This window comes from Brevundimonas aurantiaca (assembly GCF_904830995.1).
GTDB lineage: Bacteria > Pseudomonadota > Alphaproteobacteria > Caulobacterales > Caulobacteraceae > Brevundimonas > Brevundimonas aurantiaca.
Genome location: NZ_CAJGVD010000001.1, coordinates 594963 through 613037 on the forward strand (window position 1 = coordinate 594963; position 18075 = coordinate 613037).

Here is an 18075-nt window from a genome sequence, read left to right on the forward strand (position 1 = left end):
CTCCGGATCAGGACGCAAGCAGCTCCCGCCGCCTCGGCCATCGCCGTGAGAGGAAGCAAGACAGCCCTCTACACCCGCAGCGGCTGATTTCGCAACAGACACTGTATCGTTTGGTTCTGGTTGTCAGTGGTCCGCCTCGAAGATGGAGAACAAATGTTCTTGCTCTGTTCTCGTTTTTGATCCACCTTCCCTTTCATGCAAACCGCCAAGGGAAGAGGCGCGCGTTCGAATGCGACAGGCCGTTACGAGCCCGAGCAGCATGAGTCGTTCGACGACGGCTGGACGAACGACGACGCCCAGGCCGCGCCGTTGCGCACCACCCTCACGCCCGAACACGCCCGCACCATCATCGCCCGGAACGACAGTCCCGACATCGGTTTCGACCGCTCCATCAACCCGTACAAAGGTTGCGAACATGGCTGTATCTACTGCTACGCCCGTCCGTCCCATGCCTGGATGGGCCTATCCCCGGGCCTGGATTTCGAGAGCCGGATCTTCTTCAAGCCCGAGGGCCCACGTCTGCTGGAACAGGCCTTCCTCGCCCCCCGATACCGGTGCAAACGCATCCACATAGGCGGCAATACCGACCCCTATCAGCCGGTCGAGCGCGAGCTGAAATCGACCCGCTCGATCCTGGAGGTCATGCGGCGTTTCAACCACCCCTTCAGCATCATCACCAAGTCGGTACTGATCGCGCGCGACGCCGATATTCTGGGGCCCATGGGGCAGGCCGGCCTGGCCTCGGCCTTCGTCTCCATCACCACCCTGGACCGGGGTCTGGCCCGCGCCATGGAGCCCCGCGCCTCAACCCCCGCCAAACGGCTGGAGGCCATCAGCCGTCTCGCCGATGCCGGCTGTCCCATCGGGGTCGGCTTCGCCCCGGTCATTCCCGGTCTGAACGACCACGAGCTGGAATCAGTGCTGGAGGCGGCGGCCAAGGCGGGGGCGACGCGGGCCATGTATGTCACCCTGCGCCTGCCGCTCGAGATCAAGGATCTGTTTCGCGAATGGCTGGCCGACGCCCGCCCGGACCGCGCCGCCCGCGTCATGTCCCTGATCCGCCAGACGCGCGGGGGCAGGGATTATGACGCCGACTGGTCCCAGCGGATGAAGGGAACCGGCCCCGTCGCCGAACTGATCGGCGCCCGCTTCAAAGCCGCCGTCAAACGCTACGGCCTGGATGCGCCGCTGCGACCGCTCGACGAAACCCAGTTCCGCATCCCCGCCGACGCCCGGCCGCAGTTGGAGCTGTTCGGCTGAATCATGCGACGCTTGGCCGACGCTCGTAATCTTGACGGAAGACGCCCGCCTTTTCAGCCTGTTGAGAGCGTCAAACCACCCTGAACCCGGCGCTTTCCACTGGCGTGGTAAGGTCGTGAACAGGTCTTTGACAATTCAGCGCGTCGGGAAGCTCCCGCCAAAATGTGCACTAAAGTGCACTCATTTTTTCTTGAACGATCAGGCCTAGTCCGCCGCTGACGGATCGACGGCCCGTGTCACCAGATCGCGCCAGGTCGGGTCCGTGTCGTCGACCAGATCGACATCCTCCATCAGGGCCACCGCCCCCTCCCCGTCCGGCAGGATGAGGCCCAGGATCTCCATCGCCTCGCCGTCCGGCCCCAGATGGCTCTCGGCCTGGACGGCGACGGCCGCCTGTTCGCCGTCCTCCTCCCACCAGATCACCGGCTGGGGCAGGTCCATGGCGATGGGGCGCGGGTCGTCGGTCTCGCCCAAAGCGAAGACGGCCCGGCGCGCTTGGACGTCGTCCAGGGTCGCCACTACCCCGACGAAGGGCGTTAACCGGCTCCAGTCGTCGGCGTCAAACCCGCCGCCATCTTCCAGCTCGTCATCCATGGGGCTACCGCTTGAAAACACTGACAAGTTCGACATGGGCCGACCACAGGAACTGGTCCACCGGCGTGACCCGCTCCAGCCGGAACCCGGCGTCAATCAGCACCCGCGCGTCCCGCGCAAAGGTTTGGGGATTGCACGACACCCCGACCACGACGGCGGCCTTGGTCCCGGCGATCTGGGCCGTCTGGTCGATGGCGCCCGCGCGCGGCGGGTCGAACACGATGGCCTCGCACCCTTTCAGATCATAGGGGGTCAGGGGCCGCCGGAACAGGTCGCGCGCCTCCGCCGTGATCGCCTTCATCCCCTTGGCCGAGCCTGCGCCCGCCTTCAGGGCCGCGATCCCCGCCTTGGACGCATCGGCCGCGATCACCGGCGCCACCGTCGCCAGCGGGAAGGTGAAGGTCCCGGCCCCGCAGAACAGATCGGCGATCTTTTTGGCGCCCTTCACCGCCGCCACGGCCCGCTCAACCATGGCCGCCTCGGCCTGGGGCACGGCCTGCAGAAAGCCCCCCGCCGGCAGGGGCACGGTGGCGGGGCCGAAGCCGATCAAGGGTTGACGCGCCATCATCAGGGTCTCGCCCGCGAGGCTCAGCCGCGCCAGATCGGCCCGCCGCGCCGCCTCTATGGCCCGCATCTGGGCGTCGGCCGACAGCCCCCCGCCCGAGCGTCGCTCCACCCCCGTCACATCCACGTCCAGCCCCGACAGGGTCCAGGTCACGTGCAGGGTCGGCGCCGACTTGGGATGCTCCAGAAAGGCCGCCGCCACCTCGGTCAGGGCCGGGATGGCGCGGATGATCCGGGAATCGGCCACCGGGCATTCCCGCACCTCGACCAGCCGCCACGACCGCCGCGCCTTGAAGCCCAGCACCACCCGGCCGTCCTGGGTTCGGCGCGCGTGCAGAGCCACCCGTCGGCGCGTTCCGGTGGGACTCGCCACCGTCGCCTCGACCTCGGTCTCGATCTTCTCGCGCGCCAGGGCCAGCCGCACCTGTTCGCGCTTCCACTCCAGATAGGGTCTGTCCGCCCAGTGTTGCAGCGAGCAACCGCCGCAGTCGCCGTACTGGGGCGACACCGGCGCGATCCGGTCTGGGCTGGGGGTCACGATCTCGACCTGCTCCAGCCGCCCGTCGACGACTTCCCCCCGCACCGTCTCCCCAGGCAGGGTTAGGCCCGCGAAGACCGGCCCCTGCGGCGTCTCGGCGACGCCGTCGCCCTGCCCGCCGACGCGGCTGATCGTAAAGGTCTGCATCGCCGGGCTTCTAGCCCCGACGCTCCCCCGCGCCAAGCCACCGCCTCAAGCAGCGCTGAGCGCGATAGGCCCACGAAACATGAACGAAGATGAACAGCCCGCTCAAAAGCCGTTCAGCTTCGCGGTCCTAAACCTGCATGCAACAGACAGCCGGTCCAGCCGTTCAGCGCCCGTCACTGAACGTCCGACCATAAGGGGTTGAAGATGCGCCTTTCCAACACGTCACTCGCCGCAGTTGCGGCCCTTACGATCGGCGCCTTGGCCGCCCCGGTCTCCGCCTCGGCTCAAGCCTACAGCTACAGCCGCAACTACGGAACCGGCGCCTACGCCCCCGCCTATGACTACGGCCGCTATGGTCGGCAGACCTACGATCCCTGCGCCCGCGAGCGAGAAGGACGCACCGGCGCCGGCGCCGTGATCGGCGGCGGCGCGGGCGCCGTCATCGGCTCTCAGCTGGCCGCGCGCGGACGCCGCACCGAAGGCAGTATTCTGGGCGGGGTCGTGGGCGCCGTCATCGGCTCGCAAGTCGGCCGCTCCAGCTCGGACGCCTGCCGCAGCTATCAAGCCGGCTACGCCTCCAACGGCTACTACGGCGGCGGCTACAGCCAGCCGAGTTACGGCTATTACGACGATCGCTATACGGGCGATAACGGCTATCGCTACGACGACCGCCGCGACGACTACGCCGACGACCGGTACGATGATTACCGCTCGCGCCCGATCGATTCCTATCAGAACTCCGACCGATGCCGCTTGGCGGAAAGCCGCATCCGTCTGCCGGACGGTCGCACGGACACCCGCTATGTCCGCACCTGCCCCGACCAGTACGGCCGCTATCGCGTCGTCGATTAATTTCAGCCCCCCTGTCAAATCGACGACGTGACGGGAGCCGCCGGAGGATCAGTCCTCCGGCGGTTTCTCATTTTTGAGGGGCTACCGGCCTTTGGCCTATTTGAGCCGGCGCTAGGAGGGCTCCAACGCTTCGCGCGGCTTAGGGCTGTTTAGCCTGGCTGATTGGCCCAGAGCAGGAACTCGACATTGCCGTCGCCGCCGGTGATCGGGCTTTCGGTCGTCGCCTGGACGGCCCAACCCAGGGCCTCCAACCAATCCCTGACGCGCTCCACGGCGGCGGCGTGGGCGGCCGGATCCTTGACCACACCCTTCTTGCCGGCGCCGGGACCGTCCGCCTCGAACTGCGGCTTGACCAGGGTGACCAGATCCGCGCCGGGCGCCGCCAGATCCAGGGCGGCGGGCAGCACCTTGCTCAGGCTGATGAAGCTGGCGTCGCACACGATCACAGACGGCGCCTCCGGAATCAGGTCGCGCGTCAGATCGCGCGCGTCCGTCCGCTCCAGATTGACCACGCGCGGATTGGCCGACACCCGGTCGTGCATCTGCCCAAACCCGACATCGACCGCGAACACCTTGGTCGCCCCGCGATCCAGGCAGACCTCGGTGAAGCCGCCGGTGGACGCCCCGACGTCCAGCACCACCCGCCCCTCGACCGCCACAGGCCAAAGCGTCAGGGCGTGATCCAGCTTCAGCGCCCCGCGCCCGACCCAGCGGTGGGCCGGTTCCGCCTCGATTTCGGCCTCCTCGGCGATCTGCTCCGAGGGCTTGGCCACGACGCGCCCGTCCGCCTTCACACATCCCGCCTCAATGGCGGCGCGAGCGCGGGAACGGGTGTCAAACAGTCCCCGTGCGACGAGCAGTTGGTCGATGCGCATCTAAATCCTCCCCCATCGAGGGAGGGGGACCGCGCGCAGCGTGGTGGAGGGGCCCTGCCCCAGACACCGGCCTTGGATCGAGCCCCCTCCACCGCTTCGCGGTCCCCCTCCCCCGATGGGGGAGGATTGGTCATCCGATCTCGCTGAGCCGCGCCAGCGCCGCCTGCAGCTTGACCTTGCCCGCCTCGGCCTCAGCCAGTTTGGCGCGCTGCTCCTCGACCACGTCTGGCGCGGCGCGCGACACGAAGTTGGGATTGCCCAGCTTCTTGTTCACATGGCCGATGTCGGCGTCGAAGACGGCGATCTCCTTTTCCAACCGCGCCCGTTCCGCGGTCAGGTCGATGATCCCCGCCAGCGACAGCGCCGCCGTCGATCCGCCCGAGACGAAGGTCACGGCCCCCGTCGGCGCGGCCTCCGCCGATCCGACCTCGGACACGCGACCCAGGGTCAGGATCAGGTCGCGATGGCGCGCGATTCGCTCGGCCGTGGCGGCGTCCGGCGCGACGAAGGCCAACGGCGGCTTGGCCGACGGCGGCACATTCATCTCGGCCCGCAGCCCCCGGATTTCGCCGACCAGATCGACCAGCCAGCCGATCTCGGCCTCGGCCGAGGCTTCGATGAAGCCGTCCGGCAGCACCGGCCATTCGGCGCCGATCAGCAGGGTCTCACGCGCCGGCCCCTCCTTGCCCAGCTCGGCCCACAGCTCCTCGGTGATGAAGGGCATGACCGGGTGCAGCAGCTTCAGCGTCTGGTACAGGGTCCAGGCCGTCATGGCTCGCGTTTCGGCCTTTGCGGCCTCGTCCGAGCCCTGGAAGATCGGCTTGGCCAGCTCCAGATACCAGTCGCAGAAGACGTTCCAGACGAACCTGTACAGCGCCCCGGCCGCATCGTCGAACCGCCCGCCCTCGATGGCCTCCGACACGGCCCGCTCGGCCTTGGTCAGTTCGCCCCGGATCCAGCGGTTGATCGTCTGTTCGACGGTCGCGGGATCGAAGCCCTCGACGCGGGCGCAGCCGTTCATCTGGCTGAACCGGGCCGCGTTCCACAGCTTGGTGCCGAAGTTGCGGTATCCCTCGATCCGCTGCTTCGACAGCTTGATGTCGCGCGTGCCAGACAGGATGGCCATGGTGAAGCGCAAGGGATCGGCGCCCAGCTCATCGATGATGCCCAGGGGGTCGATGACGTTCCCCTTGGACTTTGACATCTTCTGGCCCTTCTCGTCGCGGACCAGGCCGTTGATGATGACCCGCTTGAACGGGACCTCGTCCATGAAGTGCAGGCCCATCATCATCATCCGGGCGACCCAGAAGAAGATGATGTCCGCCGCCGTGACCAGATCGCTGGTCGGATAGAACCGCTCCAGATCCTCGGTCTTCTCGGGCCAGCCCATGGTCGAGAACGGCCACAGGGCCGAGGAGAACCAGGTGTCCAGCACGTCCTCGTCCTGGGTCAGGGCGACCTCGGAATCATAGTCCGCCATCGCCAGTTCGCGGGCGTCTTCTTCCGTCTCGGCGACATAGATCTCGCCGTTCGGACCGTACCAGGCCGGGATCCGGTGGCCCCACCATAGCTGGCGGCTGATGCACCAGGGCTCGATGTTCTTCAGCCATTCGAAATAAATCTTCTCGTACGACTTCGGCTCGAACACCGTCTCGCCCTGCTCCACCGCCTTCAGCGCGGGCTGGGCCAGGACCTTGGCGTCGACGTACCACTGGTCCGTCAGCCAGGGCTCGATGACCACGCCGGAACGGTCGCCGTGCGGCACCACATGCTTGGTCTTCTCGATCTCGCGCAGCCAGCCCTCTTCCTCGGCGCGAGCCACGATGGCCTTGCGCGCGGCGAAGCGGTCCTTGCCGACGTATTCGGCCGGGATTTCCTTCACGTCGTCGGCGACGATCCGGGCGAAGGCGTCCATGACGTTCAGGGCCGGCAGGCCGGCGCGCTTGCCGACGCCGAAGTCGTTGAAATCATGCGCCGGGGTGATTTTGACCGCGCCCGAGCCCTTGGTCGGGTCAGCATACTCATCAGCCACAACGGGAATACGGCGTCCGGTGATCGGCAGGGTCACGAACTTGCCGACCAGCCCCTTGTACCGCTCATCCTCCGGATGAACGGCCACGCCGGTGTCGCCCAGCATCGTCTCGGGCCGGGTCGTCGCCACCACGATGAAGTCGCGCGTCTCCCATTCCGTCGCCTCGCCGTCCTCGTCAAAGGCGACGGGGTGTTCGTAGGTGACGCCGTCCGCCAGCGGATAGGCGAAATGCCAATAGGCGCCGTCCACCTCGCGCTGCTCGACCTCCAGGTCCGAGATGGCGGTCTGGAAATGCGGATCCCAGTTCACCAGCCGCTTGTCGCGATAGATCAGGCCCTCCTTGTGCAGTTGCACGAAGACCTTGCGCACGGCCGCGTTCAGCCCCTCGTCCAGGGTGAACCGCTCGCGCGACCAGTCGCACGAGGCCCCCAGGCGGCGCAGCTGGCGCACGATGGTCCCGCCGCTCTCGGCCTTCCACTCCCAGACCTTGTCGATGAAGGCGTCGCGACCCATGTCGCGCCGCCCGACATTTCCGGCGGCGGCCAGCTGGCGCTCGACCACCATCTGGGTGGCGATGCCGGCGTGGTCCGTACCCGGCAGCCACAGCACCGCCTTGCCCTTCATCCGGTGATAGCGGGCCAGGATGTCCTGCAGCGTATTGTTCAGCGCATGGCCGATGTGCAGGCTGCCCGTCACATTCGGCGGCGGAATGACGATCGAATAGGCGCCCTCGGCCCCTTCCGTGCGGGGCGCGAACAGGCCGCTCTCTTCCCACTGGGCGTACAGGCGGGGTTCGGCGGCCTGGGGTTCGAAGGTCTTTTCGAGCATGGGTCTTCTTTGATCGTTGTCGTGCGGCCAGGGCGCGGCCTTGAATGACAAAGGGCGGCCCCTTCAGGAGCCGCCCCTCGATAGTCTGAGGTGAAGCGAAGGGCTAGGCGCTGCGCGCGATGCGTTCGACTTCCCTCTGTACCGCCGCCTGGACGATCCCCGGCAGATTGTTGTCCAGCCAGTCCTTGAGCAGCGGACGCAGCATTTCCGCCACCATGGCCTCGACCGTATTGCCGCTGACGAAGCTCATGTCGCCTCCCGCCGGCGCAGGCGCGGCCTCCGGCTTCTTGAAGCTGGCCGCCAAGCCCGCAAAGGCCGAGGCGGCGCTGGCGGCGGCGCTTTCGCCGACCAAGGCGTCATAGCCGCTGGACGCCGCAGGCGCCGGCTCCGTCGCGGCAGGGGCCTCTTCAACGGCTTCGACCACATCCAGATCGCCGATGCTCTCGGCGGCAGGCGGCGCTTCATAAAGCTCGGTCAGCTCGAGAACGTCTTCTTCCGCAGCCGCTGGTTGGGGCTCGGCTTCGGCGACCGGCTCCGGCTGGGCGGCGAAGATGGTCTCGGCCGGTTCCGGCTCAGGCTCCGGCTGGGGTTCCGGTTCGGGGGCGGCTTGCGGCTCCGCCGCCGCAGCAGCGGGGGTTTCCGCCGGCGCCTCGTCTTCGGAGATGATCCGGCGAATAGACGCCAGGATCTCCTCCATGGTCGGTTCCTGCGCGGGCTGATCGGTCATGGCTAAACCTTGGAGAGACCTGGAACAAACTGAGACACGACGCCAGACGTCGCGACACGCCCCGAAAAGACTGCTGATCCCCCCGGTCGCCCGTTTGTCGTCGCACCAACGCCCGCCGGAATCAACGGGCGTTTTAGGCTTGAAGGCTGATCAGACGCTCAATTCTGCGGCGCCGTCTCGACAACTTCGCTTTTCAGCTGGGCGTCGATCGGGGCGTCGGGCGCGTCGTCAGCGTCCACGACGGGCGGCGAGGCCACCCGGTCCAGCGCCTCGATCACGCCGTCCCAGGGCAAGGCCCCGCGATTGCGCACGCGGTCGTAGTTGGCCTTGGCGTCATAGGCTTCCAGCGTCGGGTTCAGGGCAGGCCCTTCCAACTGTCCCATGGCCGACAGGAGCGAGGCGCGGGCGACATATTCGGCCGCACGCGCGCTGGCCAGGGCGGTCTGGGCCGAGCGCAGAGCCACTTCCTGGTTCAGCACGTCCAGAGTGGTGCGAAGGCCCACCTGGGCCTCCTGCCGCACGCCCTCGGCGGCGACGGAGGCGGCGCGAACCGCCTCGTTCCCCGCGGTGACGTTCGCCCGTGTGGACAGAACCTGGGCGTAGGCGGAACTGACGTTCTGCAGGATGGTGCGCCGTTCGGCCTCGATGGCGATCTGGGCGGCGTTGGCCTGTTCCAGAGACTGGGCGACCCGCGAACGGTTCAGGCCGCCGGTGAACAGCGGCACCGACAGGGTAGCGCCGGCCGTAAAGCTGCGGCGATCCGCCAGCTCATCCAGATTGCTGAGGTCGGTCGCCGTACCGCCGTAGGAGGCTGTCGCGCGAATGGAAGGCAGATATTCGGCGCGCGCCGCCGCCACCGCCGCCTCGGCCTGCTGAAGCCGGTATTGCGCCGCCAGAAGACCGGGGTTGCGCGCCAGGGCCACCTCCATGGCGGCGTCGAAATCGGCCGGAATCGTCGGCAGGACGGGGGCGGCCTCCAGGTCGGTCGGCGACTGGCCCACCACGGCGGCATAAGCGGCGCGCGAGGTCGACAGTTGCGCCCGCGCGCTGGCCAGGTCGGCCTGCGACTGAGCCAGGGAGGCTTCGGCCTGGGCCACGTCGGTGCGGGTGATCTCCCCCACCTCGAACCGTGCGCTGGTCTCTTCCAGCTGGCGCTGAAGAACCGACAGATTCTCCTCGCGAATACGCAGGATCTCCATGTCGCGGGTGACGTTCACATAGGCCTGGATCACCGCCAGCATGACCGACTGTTCGGTACCGCGCAGGGTCTCCCGGCCCGCCAACACCCCGGCGCGGGCCTGGTCGATCGCCAGGGCGCTGCGTCCCGCCGTCCAGATGTTCTGGGACAGGCTGACCCCAGCCGTGGCGCCGTCGCTCTCGCTCGAGGAGCTGGAGACCTGGGTGTCGGGCACGCCGTCGTTGTTAGTGTCGACGAACTGGGTCACGGTCGGAAAGTCGTTGCGGGTGTAACTGGCGCCCACCGAACCGCTGAGCGTCGGCCGTAGGCCCGACCGCGCCTGAACGACCGTCTCGTCCAAAGCCCGCTGGTTGGCGCGTTGCGCCAGCAGGTTCGGATTGGTGCGATAGGCCAGGGCGATCGCATCCTGGAGGGTTTCAGCCCAGGCGGGCGCGCCCAGTCCGGTCACGAGAGCAACCACAGCGGCCGAAGCCAGGGTACGCGAGCGTTTCAACATTGTCCGTCCTTGCCTGACGCCCCGCGAGCGTCCGATGTTCTTCAGCGTAACTGCGGCTTCCGCCCGTTCCACGCCAGTTAAGTTTTTTTCACGCTCACCGCCGAGTCCAGGCTGCACCCGGGCTTACCGTCGGTTTCACAGGGCGAAACTGGGCGCCGGCGTCAGTTCCGCCAGGAGGGCCGGCGACGAATCGAACAGTTCGCGGCGAGACAGCCCTTCTCGGCCCTTGGTGTAGAGGGCCGCCTTGCCGATAGCGCCGCGACGCTCGACCAGAACCATCCGACCGCCGATCCGCAGGGCGGCGCCCCAGGCGTCCGGCAGGGCGGCGACGCCGCCTTCGCAGACGATCAGATCCCAGCCCTCGCCGACCGGTCGGCTCAGCGGGGCCAGGGCCGTCGCGACGCCTTCCGCCTCCAAAGGCGCCCCGACAACGTCGAACACCGCCTGTTCGGCTTCCTGAGCCGTCACCGTCAAGCCCATGCGCGCTAGCACCGCCGCAGCATAGGGCGCCGCTATGGCCAGGGCCTTTTCGCCCTCGCGGGCGTCGGCGGCCTGAAGCAGTTTCGACAAATCCCGCGCCGGCATCAATCGACGGTCGGCCGCGATCTCGACCTCAGCATCCGAATAGGCGGCGAAGATCCGGTCTGGCGCGCAATAGTTCTCGCGCGGCACCGCCATCATCGCCTTGTGGATCTCATGGCTGGTGACATCGTTCACGCGAACCTGGGAATCGACCATGGCCTTGCGCTCGGCAGTGAAATCCATCTGTGGTCAGCCTTCAAACGGGAGGGGGAGAGGAATTATCGCGTGCTTATAGTTCCGTGCGTTGCAGCGGACAATCCGATCTGATAGCGAACGCCCCTCGCGATGACCGCCCCCGAGTGATCGGGGATCAGAGCGGCCTGATGGCGGAGTGGTGACGCAGAGGACTGCAAATCCTTGCACCCGGGTTCGATTCCCGGTCAGGCCTCCATCGCGAAGAGACGCTGCACTGAAAAGGGGCGCGAACCGCACGGTTCGCGCCCCTTTTGTCTCAGCCGCCGATCCGAATCAGACCGGTGCGGTGATCCACCCGATCGCACCGGCCGCGCCCAAGGCGGCGACACCCAAGGCGATAGCCAGAGCGACCCTGGCGTTCCTGTTCAGAAAGTACAGAAGATTCATGATCAGCCCCCCCAGCAGGCCGATGGTCGCCACAACTTCGTTCGACACGCAAGGTGAATAGAAGGTTAACGCTTAAACTCTGGGTGATCTCCGTTCGAGGTCATCTGATACAGAGCCAGGGCGCTGGTCGCCGCGACATTCAGCGAATCAAAGCCGCCCGCCATGGGAACGCCGACCGCCCGGCATCGACCGATCACCTCTGGGGGCAGGCCCGGCCCTTCGGATCCCAACACGACGGCCACCGGTCCGCTGCGACGATAGTCGGCCAATCGCTCGGTCGCCGAGGGCGTCAGCGCCAGCACCTCGACGCCGGCCGCTCGAAGCGCCTCGACCAAGGCTGACGCCCTGGTTCCCACGGCGAATGGGGTTCGCAGCACGGCCCCGACGGAAACCCGAATGGCCTTGCGATAGAAGGGGTCGCAACAGAGGTCGTCCAGAAGAACCGCCCGCGCGCCAAAGGCGGCCGCATTGCGGAACAGGCCGCCCATATTGTCGTGATTGCCGACGCCGCAGGCCACGACGAACACATCATCCGCTCGCACGTCGCACAGCAGGGCCTCGACGGAAGCCGTCGCCGGCTTCTCCCCCAGGGCCAGGATGCCGCGGTGCAGGGCGAAGCCCGCGATCCCGTCGAGCACCGCCTGGGAAGCCGCATAGACGGGAACGTCGGCCGGAAGGATCGCGATCACGTCCGCCAGCGCCTCGACGCGCTTCTGCGCCAGCAGGATCGCGCGTGGACGGCAGCGTGAAGCGGCGGAGGCCAGAACGCGCAAGACCACCTCGCCCTCGGCCACGAACAGTCCCTCTCGGCCGGTCAGGTCCCGTTCGCGGATGTGGCGAAAGCCGGCGATCCTCGGATCGTCAGGGTCATGGATGGAGATCGTGCGCATTCGTCATTTTCCCCATTGCACGAATCGAACGGCCGCTGCTATAGGCCCGCCTCCCGAGCAGTTCCGCGGTAGCTCAGTGGTAGAGCAGCCGACTGTTAATCGGCTGGTCGTAGGTTCGAATCCTACCCGCGGAGCCACTCGGGATTAGTCGCCGACGAGATCGGCGGCGCCCCCTTCCCTTCACATCCGATCGCTCACCGCCGCCTTTCGCATGCGGCGACGACCTCGGCCTGTCGATCAGGTGACGCGGCGTTTCTCCAGCTTTCGCGCCAGGGTGCGGCGGTGCATGCCAAGGCGGCGGGCGGCCTCTGAGATGTTGAAATCGGTCTCAGCCAGGGTCTCGTGAATGCGTTCCCATTCCAGAGTCTTGATGGAGGTGGGGCGAGTAGTCAGCGGCGTATCGGCGTCGCCTGCGGCCTTGCCGAAGGCGGCCTCGATGTCGTCGGTGCTGGCCGGCTTGGCCAGATAGTGGCGGGCGCCCAGTTTGATGGCCTCCACCGCCGTCGCGATACTGGCGAAGCCGGTCAGAACGACGATGTTCATCTCGGGGTCCAGTGCATGCAGGGTGGAGACGCAGGCCAGGCCCGAGGCGCCCCCCAGTTTCAGATCCACTACGGCGAAGCCGGGCCGATGCGTCTTCAAAACCTCGCCCATCTGGTCGGGGCCGTCGGCGCTGACGACGGTGTAGCCGCGACGCTCGAAGGATTTCCGCAGGGTGCGCGAAAAGGACTCGTCGTCCTCGACGATCAACAGCACGGGGGCTTCATCGCTCATGGAAGTTCTCCAGCAGAATTATCCTCCGGCGCCAGGACGTCGATCGGGACGGTCAGCCGCACCTCTCCCCCGCCTGCGGCGGGATTGGACGCTTCAACCACGCCGCCGAGGGAGCGGATCACATTGACCAGCAGAAACAGGCCCAGGCCCGCGCCAGGGCGATCCTTCGTCGTATTATAGGGCTTGCCCAGCCGCTCAAGAACCGTGGCGGGAAAGCCCGGCCCATTATCCCGCAGCGTGACCTGCAAACAGCCTTCGCTCACCGTAGGCGTGACGATGACCCGCCGCGCGCCCGCCTCGACCGAATTGTCGAACAGGACGCTCAGAACCTGTCGCAGGGCCGGGTCGGCGATGATCCGTGGATCGAGTCCGTTCCACGGCGTCAGCTCCACCTTCACGCGGCTGTCCCGCGCGCCCCAGCCGTCGGCGACCTCGCGCAGAAATCGCACTAGGGTGGTTTGGGTCGGCGCCTGTCCCCTCGCCTCTCCGGCCGACATCAGAATGCCGGTCACAATGGATTTGCAGCGCTCCACCTCGGCCTGCATCACCTCCATGTCCTGGGTCAGATCGGCGTTGGCCTTCAGCAGAGGCATGCGACGCCAGTCGCTGAGGATGACCGAGAGAGAGGCCAGGGGCGTCCCCAACTCATGGGCCGCCCCGGACGCGAGCAACCCCATGCGAACGATGTGATCCCGCTCGGTCGCCTGCTGCCGAATGTCCGCAAGATAGGCGTCCCTGGCTCTCAGATTCTCCGTGATCCGGGTGATGAACAGCACCAGCAGCACCGCGATGAGCAGAAAACAGATCAGACCGCCCGCCAAATAGAGGCTTAAGCCCCCGCCATGCTCCGCAGGGAGGTCGAGCGGGCGGTTGAACAGACCCAAGCCTGCAAAACACAGGCTGGTCACGACGATCAGCGACCAGGCATAGGCCGGCGCCAGAAGCACGGCGCCCAGAACCACCTGCAAAATATAAAGGGCGACGAACGGATTGGTCGAGCCGCCGGTCAGGAACAGTTGCCACGTCAGGGCGGCGACGTCGGCGAGAAGCGCCAGCATCAGCTCCTGATCGGATATGGCGTCGCGCCTCTGGGTCAATGGAATGCTGATTAGGTTCACCACCACCAGACCGGCCGGGGCGACCAGCAGCCAGCCGATCGGAACCCGAATACCCATGACGAAGTGGACGATCAGGACGGTGGCGATCTGTCCCGCCACGGCCAGCCATCGCAACTGCACCAGAAGGCGAAGATTGCGGCGGTTTACGGCTTCCTGAGACACCGCCGTCTCGCGCCAGTCGCCCATTCCGAACAGGCGCTGCAAGACCGAGTTCATGGCGCCGCCCGTCGGCGTCGCGTTTCGCGCGCCAAGACGCCGTATCCGACCAGGGTCAGCAAGGCCATGCCGAACCAGGTGAGGGCGTAGACGAGATGAGAGTTCGGAAAGGCGATAACTGTCAATCCGCCTCGCGGCCATCCATCCGGGTTCGGTCGGGCGTCGGCGTCGATGAAATAGGGTGCGGCGTTCGACAGGCCGCGCGCCGCCGCAATGGCCGCGACGTCGCGCGAATACCAGCGCCCCGCGCCGGGATCATTGGCGCGAAGAAAGCCGCCTCCGGGCTCGGTGACGCGCAAAAGACCCACGACGGTCTGCGGACCGCCCACCTGCGCGCCGCTTCGAGTCTCGGGCGCGCGCCTCTCGGGGGTAACGAAGCCCCGGTTGACCAGAACGGTGAAGCCTTGCGTCGTTCGCAGCGGCGTCAGAACCCAGAAGCCGGCGCCATAGTCGGTCACCGCCTGAACCAGGGTCTCGCGGCCATGATCGAACACGCCGCGGACCATGACCCGTCGGTACTGATCATTGGCCTGAGACAGCGTCGCCCAGGCGGCGGGGCCCGGCGCCGCTTGAGGGGCGGCGTGAACCCGGGCGTCCACCTGTGCGATCAGCTCGGTCTTCCACCTCAGCCGCTCGAGCTGCCAGACGCCAAGGGCGACGAAGCCGGCGAACAGCAGGGCCGCCCCCAGCCCGGCCCAGAGGAGAACCGGGGAAGTACGCCGCGCGATGGACTGCCGGGCCTGGATGGCGGTCTCCTAGCCGTCCTCTCAGGAGGACATCTGGCTCATGTCATGGGTGGAGGGCATCATATTGGTGTTCAAATGATACATGACCCACAGCGAGCCCGACAGGGCGATGACCACGACGATGATCGTGAAGATCAGGGCCAGCATGGTCCAGCCCCCTTCGGACTTCGAGTTCATGTGCAGGAAGTAGATCATGTGCACCACGATCTGCACCACGGCGAAGGCCATGACGATCAGGGCGGTGGCCTGGGTCGGCAGGACCCCGGTCATGACCAGCCAGAAGGGGATGGCCGTCAGGATCACCGACAACACAAACCCGATGAGATAGCTCTTGAAGGAGCCGTGATTATGCCCCTCGTGGCCCAGGTGGTCGGTGTCGTGGGACTCCGGCGAGTGGTCGTTCTTGTCGGCGCTCATCGAACCATGCCCAGCAGATAGACGAAGGTGAAGACGCCGATCCAGATGACGTCGAGGAAGTGCCAGAACATCGACAGGCACATCAGGCGGCGCTTGTTGGCGGGGATCAGCCCCTTCCAGCTGACCTGGACCATCAGCGTCACCAGCCAGATGATGCCGAAGGTCACGTGCAGGCCGTGGGTGCCGACCAGGGTGAAGAAGGCCGACAGGAAGGCGCTGCGTTGCGGCGTCGCGCCTTCATGGATCAGGTGGGCGAACTCGTAGAGCTCGATCCCCAGGAAGGCCAGACCAAACAGGCCAGTGACGGCGAGCCAGATCAGCGTCTGGCGCGTCTTGTTCTTGTCCATCGCCAGCATGGCGAAGCCGTAGGTGATCGACGAGAACAGCAGCATGGCGGTGTTGACCGCTACCAGCTCCAGGTCGAACAGCTCCTTCGGTCCGGGACCTGCGGCATAGTTGCCCCCCACGACGCCGAACACGGCGAACAGCATCGCGAAGATGAGGCAGTCGCTCATCAGATAGAGCCAGAAGCCCAGCATGGTGCTGGAGCCTTCCTCGTGATGCGGCTCCTCTTCCAGGTGGAAGACGTTCGGGTCGTCGATCTTGATCGCCGTCGCGCTCATGGATCAGCCCTCCGTTCCGGCCAGGAGGCGGGTGCGCGCCTCTTCGGTCGCGCGGACCTCATCCGCAGGGATGTAGTAGTCGCGCTTGTAGTTGAAAGTATGGGCGATCGAGACCGCCAGCACGCCCAGGAAGCTTAGCGCCGCCAGCCACCAGATGTACCAGACCAGGGCCAGCCCCATCACCAGGCACAGGCCGGAGATGATGACGCCGGCGCCCGTGTTCGAGGGCATGTGAATGGCCTTGTAGCCGCTCAGCGGGCGCTGATACTTCTTCTTCTTCATGTCCCACCAGGCGTCGGCGTCATGGACGACGGGGGTGGAGGCGAAGTTATAGGCCGGCGGCGGCGAAGAGGTCGCCCATTCCAGAGTCCGGCCGCCCCAAGGGTCGCCGGTCGTGTCGCGCAGCTTGTCGCGATTGATGATCGAGACCGCGAACTGGATGAACATGGCGGCGATGCCCAGGGCGATGACGCCCGCGCCGATGGCCGCGATCACGAACCAGATCTGCAGCGACGGATCGTCGAACACGCGCATCCGGCGCGTCACGCCCATCAGCCCCAGAACGTACAGGGGCGCAAAGGCCAGCCAGAAGCCGGGCACCCAGCAACAGAAGCTCACCATCCCCCAGAACTTGTCCAGCTTGAAGCCGAAGGCCTTGGGCCACCAGAAGTTGATGGCGGCGAACAGGCCGAACAACACCCCGCCGATGATGACGTTGTGGAAGTGGGCAATCAGGAACAGCGAGTTGTGCAGCACGAAGTCGGCCGGCGGCACCGCCAGCAGCACGCCCGTCATACCGCCGATGACGAAGGTCAGCATGAAGGCGACCAGCCACATCATCGGCAGTTCGAAGCGGATACGGCCGCGATACATGGTGAACAGCCAGTTGAAGATCTTCGCGCCCGTCGGGATCGAAATGATCATCGTGGTGATGCCGAAGAAGGAGTTCACCGAGGCGCCCGAGCCCATGGTGAAGAAGTGGTGCAGCCACACCAGGTACGACAGGATGGTGATGACGACCGTGGCGTAGACCATGGAGGTGTAGCCGAACAGCTTCTTGCCCGAGAAGGTCGAGGCGATCTCCGAGAAGACCCCGAACAGCGGCAGGATCAGGATGTAGACCTCCGGGTGACCCCAGATCCAGATCAGGTTCACGTACATCATCGGATTGCCGCCGAAGTCGTTCGTGAAGAAGTTGGTGCCGACGTAACGGTCCAGCGTCAGCAGGGCCAGGACGGCGGTCAGGACCGGGAAGGACGCCACGATCAGGACGTTGGTGCACAGCGAGGTCCAGGTGAAGACCGGCATCTTCATCATGCCCATGCCGGGCGCGCGCATCTTCACGATGGTGGCGATCAGGTTGATGCCGGACAGGGTGGTCCCCACCCCCGCGATCTGAAGCGCCCAGATATAGTAGTCGACGCCGACGCCGGGGCTGTAGCCGATACCCGAGAGCGGCGGATAGGCCAGCCAGCCCGTCCGGGCGAACTCGCCGACGAACAACGAGGCCATGACGATGACGGCGCCGGCCGTCGTCATCCAGAAGCTGAAGTTGTTCAGGAAGGGGAAGGACACGTCACGCGCGCCGATCTGCAGGGGCACGACATAGTTCATGATGCCCGTCACCAGCGGCATGGCCACGAAGAAGATCATGATCACGCCGTGGGCGGTGAAGATCTGGTCGTAGTGGTGGGCGTTCAGATAGCCCTCGGATCCGCCGAAGGCCATGGCCTGTTGCAGGCGCATCATGATCGCGTCGGCGAAGCCGCGCACGAACATGATCAGACCCAGGATCATGTACATGATCCCGATCTTCTTGTGGTCCACGGTGGTGAACCACTCCTTCCAGAGATAGCCCCACAGTTTGAAATAGGTCAGGGCGCCCACCAGGGCGGCCCCGCCGAGCACGACGACGACCATGGTCGCGAGCACGATCGGCTCATGCGGCAGGGCCTCGAGCGTCAGCCGCCCGAAGATAAGGGGAATGAGGGTGTCAGCGTTCATCGACTGTGTTCG

17 protein-coding genes and 2 tRNA genes are annotated in these 18075 nt (G+C 66.2%); 4 read left to right on the forward strand and 15 right to left on the reverse strand.

From position 1 onward, the window contains the following. Positions 1-195: 195 nt before the first annotated feature. Positions 196-1260 (forward strand): PA0069 family radical SAM protein, encoded by a 1065-nt coding sequence (locus tag JMT67_RS03015; RefSeq protein ID WP_201462650.1) that lies wholly within the window; start codon positions 196-198, stop codon positions 1258-1260. A gap of 204 nt (positions 1261-1464) precedes the next feature. Here the strand turns inward: JMT67_RS03015 and JMT67_RS03020 are convergent, their stop codons facing one another. Beyond that, a complete protein-coding gene (locus JMT67_RS03020; protein WP_191553995.1) occupies positions 1465-1854 on the reverse strand; it encodes a hypothetical protein in 390 nt (129 codons plus the stop codon). A gap of 4 nt (positions 1855-1858) precedes the next feature. Continuing rightward, the gene (locus tag JMT67_RS03025) at positions 1859-3103 is read right to left on the reverse strand and encodes a class I SAM-dependent RNA methyltransferase (RefSeq protein ID WP_201462651.1); all 1245 of its coding nucleotides are present in this window, start codon (positions 3101-3103) and stop codon (positions 1859-1861) included. A gap of 204 nt (positions 3104-3307) precedes the next feature. Here JMT67_RS03025 and JMT67_RS03030 point away from each other — a divergent pair, with 204 nt between their 5' ends. Beyond that, positions 3308-3955, forward strand: coding sequence for a glycine zipper 2TM domain-containing protein (locus JMT67_RS03030; protein WP_183215448.1), 648 nt, complete (start codon positions 3308-3310; stop codon positions 3953-3955). A 149-nt stretch (positions 3956-4104) separates the two neighbouring features. Here the strand turns inward: JMT67_RS03030 and JMT67_RS03035 are convergent, their stop codons facing one another. The 5 genes from JMT67_RS03035 to JMT67_RS03055 all read right to left on the reverse strand — a co-directional run bounded on the left by JMT67_RS03035 (position 4105) and on the right by JMT67_RS03055 (position 10876). Further along, positions 4105-4830 (reverse strand): TlyA family RNA methyltransferase, encoded by a 726-nt coding sequence (locus JMT67_RS03035; protein WP_201462652.1) that lies wholly within the window; start codon positions 4828-4830, stop codon positions 4105-4107. Between the two features lie 130 nt (positions 4831-4960). Beyond that, positions 4961-7690, reverse strand: a complete 2730-nt coding sequence (locus JMT67_RS03040; RefSeq protein ID WP_201462653.1) for a valine--tRNA ligase — start codon at positions 7688-7690, stop codon at positions 4961-4963. Positions 7691-7793: 103 nt separating this feature from the next. Continuing rightward, the gene (locus tag JMT67_RS03045) at positions 7794-8417 is read right to left on the reverse strand and encodes a DUF2497 domain-containing protein (protein ID WP_054765828.1); all 624 of its coding nucleotides are present in this window, start codon (positions 8415-8417) and stop codon (positions 7794-7796) included. Between the two features lie 158 nt (positions 8418-8575). After that, positions 8576-10111, reverse strand: a complete 1536-nt coding sequence (locus JMT67_RS03050) for a TolC family outer membrane protein (RefSeq protein ID WP_054765829.1) — start codon at positions 10109-10111, stop codon at positions 8576-8578. A gap of 135 nt (positions 10112-10246) precedes the next feature. Further along, a complete protein-coding gene (locus JMT67_RS03055) occupies positions 10247-10876 on the reverse strand; it encodes a protein-L-isoaspartate O-methyltransferase family protein (RefSeq protein WP_191557847.1) in 630 nt (209 codons plus the stop codon). A 134-nt stretch (positions 10877-11010) separates the two neighbouring features. Between JMT67_RS03055 and JMT67_RS03060 the strand changes: the two genes are divergently transcribed. Then, a tRNA-Cys gene (locus tag JMT67_RS03060) sits at positions 11011-11084 on the forward strand. Between the two features lie 77 nt (positions 11085-11161). Here the strand turns inward: JMT67_RS03060 and JMT67_RS16175 are convergent. Together JMT67_RS16175 and JMT67_RS03065 are read right to left on the reverse strand one after the other, a co-directional pair. Beyond that, positions 11162-11323 (reverse strand): hypothetical protein, encoded by a 162-nt coding sequence (locus JMT67_RS16175; protein WP_233455775.1) that lies wholly within the window; start codon positions 11321-11323, stop codon positions 11162-11164. 17 nt (positions 11324-11340) lie between these two features. Continuing rightward, positions 11341-12165 carry a TrmH family RNA methyltransferase gene (locus JMT67_RS03065; RefSeq protein ID WP_054765831.1) on the reverse strand — a complete coding sequence of 275 codons (825 nt, stop codon included), beginning with the start codon at positions 12163-12165 and terminating at the stop codon, positions 11341-11343. A 62-nt stretch (positions 12166-12227) separates the two neighbouring features. Between JMT67_RS03065 and JMT67_RS03070 the strand changes: the two genes are divergently transcribed. Then, a tRNA-Asn gene (locus JMT67_RS03070) sits at positions 12228-12302 on the forward strand. Positions 12303-12402: 100 nt separating this feature from the next. Here JMT67_RS03070 and JMT67_RS03075 read toward each other — a convergent pair. The 6 genes from JMT67_RS03075 to cyoB are packed head-to-tail and all read right to left on the reverse strand — an operon-like array spanning position 12403 to position 18063. Continuing rightward, a complete protein-coding gene (locus JMT67_RS03075) occupies positions 12403-12939 on the reverse strand; it encodes a response regulator transcription factor (RefSeq protein WP_054765832.1) in 537 nt (178 codons plus the stop codon). Beyond that, the gene (locus tag JMT67_RS03080) at positions 12936-14273 is read right to left on the reverse strand and encodes an ATP-binding protein (RefSeq protein ID WP_183215438.1); all 1338 of its coding nucleotides are present in this window, start codon (positions 14271-14273) and stop codon (positions 12936-12938) included. The genes JMT67_RS03075 and JMT67_RS03080 overlap by 4 nt, the downstream gene beginning before the upstream one ends. Continuing rightward, the gene (locus tag JMT67_RS03085) at positions 14270-15019 is read right to left on the reverse strand and encodes an SURF1 family protein (protein ID WP_325100346.1); all 750 of its coding nucleotides are present in this window, start codon (positions 15017-15019) and stop codon (positions 14270-14272) included. The genes JMT67_RS03080 and JMT67_RS03085 overlap by 4 nt, the downstream gene beginning before the upstream one ends. Before the next feature lie 21 nt (positions 15020-15040). Then, positions 15041-15436 (reverse strand): cytochrome o ubiquinol oxidase subunit IV, encoded by a 396-nt coding sequence (cyoD, locus tag JMT67_RS03090; RefSeq protein ID WP_152950309.1) that lies wholly within the window; start codon positions 15434-15436, stop codon positions 15041-15043. Further along, positions 15433-16059 (reverse strand): cytochrome o ubiquinol oxidase subunit III, encoded by a 627-nt coding sequence (gene cyoC, locus JMT67_RS03095; RefSeq protein WP_054765835.1) that lies wholly within the window; start codon positions 16057-16059, stop codon positions 15433-15435. The genes cyoD and cyoC overlap by 4 nt, the downstream gene beginning before the upstream one ends. Positions 16060-16062: 3 nt before the next feature. Beyond that, positions 16063-18063: a cytochrome o ubiquinol oxidase subunit I gene (gene cyoB / locus JMT67_RS03100; RefSeq protein ID WP_054765836.1), complete on the reverse strand. Its 2001-nt coding sequence runs from the start codon at positions 18061-18063 to the stop codon at positions 16063-16065. Positions 18064-18075 lie beyond the last annotated feature (12 nt).